This is a genomic window from Flavobacterium algoris, from assembly GCF_048158525.1.
Taxonomy (GTDB): domain Bacteria; phylum Bacteroidota; class Bacteroidia; order Flavobacteriales; family Flavobacteriaceae; genus Flavobacterium; species Flavobacterium algoris.
In genome coordinates this window covers 1-1,262 of sequence record NZ_JBLNKT010000064.1, presented here as the reverse complement: position 1 = coordinate 1,262, position 1,262 = coordinate 1, and the positions used below count along the sequence as shown (strand labels likewise).

Sequence of the window (1,262 nt, the reverse complement as noted above, 5' to 3'; positions counted from 1 at the left end):
TGGATATGCTAATAAAAACTGCACATTAAGTTAAGCTACATTTTTGTAATTAATTTGATTGTTAAATTCTTCAATTGTTGCATAATTCAATGCTGAATGTCTTCTTTTTCGATTGTACCAAATTTCAATATATTCGAAGATTTCCAGTTTCATTTGTTCTTTAGAAATCAATTTATTCCCATAAATCAATTCAGTTTTCAAGGATTTAAAAAAGCTTTCCGCTACCGCATTGTCCCAACAATTTCCTTTACGGCTCATACTGCGGGTTATTTTTTTATAGGAATCCAGAACATTTACAAACTTTTTACTGGCATATTGAACACCTCTGTCGGAATGAAAAATCAAACCTTCTTTAATATTTCGGTTTTTAACAGCCATTTTCCAAGCTCCAAGCGAGGTTTCGTCTGTACTCATTCCATCGCTCAAACTCCAACCTATAATTTTTCTATCGTATAAATCCATAATAGTTGTCAGGTACACAAATCCTTCTTTAGTTTGGATGTAGGTAATATCCGAAACCCAAGCTTTTGAAGGCATTTTTACAATAAACTCCCTGTTTAATACATTTTCGACGATTAAATAATTATGATTAGAGTTGGTTGTTACTTTAAATTTCTTGCTTAATTTACTTCGTAGTCCTAGCTGTTTCATATATTTCGCCACAGTTATTCTAGAAATTTTATAACCTAAACTCAGGAGTTCTAATGTTATTCTAGGGCTTCCATACCGTTGCTTGGATTCAAAATAAATCAACGTTATTCGTTCTTTTATGGTGATTTTTAGTTGCAACCTAGCAGTAATTCTTTGTTTTTTCCATCGGTAATAACTTCCGCTACTCACTTGTAGAACTTTGCACATTTTTTCAATCGGGAATAGTTGTTCATTGCTTTTAATGAAACTATAAATCATCGACCGCTCTTGGAAAAAATGCCGATTGCTTTTTTTAATATATCACGCTCCAACTCGGCATCTTTGAGTTTTTTCTCCAGTTCATGAATCTTTTCTTGCTCGGGAGTTAGTTTTAAATTTCCTTTTCCTGGAAAACTTCCTTCTCCAAATTCCTCGAACTCTTTGCGCCATTTATACAATTGCGGAGCTGTTACTCCTAACTCTCTGGCAAATTCTGATATGTTTGTTCTCTCGTAACTCAATTGGACTGCTTTCTCTTTAAAAGCTTTGTCATAAATTTTGCGCACTTGTTTCATAGGTTAAAATTAAGATTTATTTCTTAACTTTCTGTGATGGCTAAGTTAGCATGTCCA

At 33.2% G+C, this 1,262-nt stretch carries 1 protein-coding gene; it reads right to left on the bottom strand.

Annotation, left to right across the window (positions count from 1 at the left end):
• Positions 1-30 precede the first annotated feature (30 nt).
• Positions 31-1,205 (bottom strand): IS3 family transposase gene (locus tag ACM55I_RS16305; RefSeq protein ID WP_416847898.1). Its coding sequence is split into 2 segments (ribosomal slippage): positions 31-938 and positions 938-1,205, totalling 1,176 coding nucleotides; the frame shifts between segments, so codons are not numbered across the junction.
• Between the last annotated feature and the right edge of the window lie 57 nt (positions 1,206-1,262).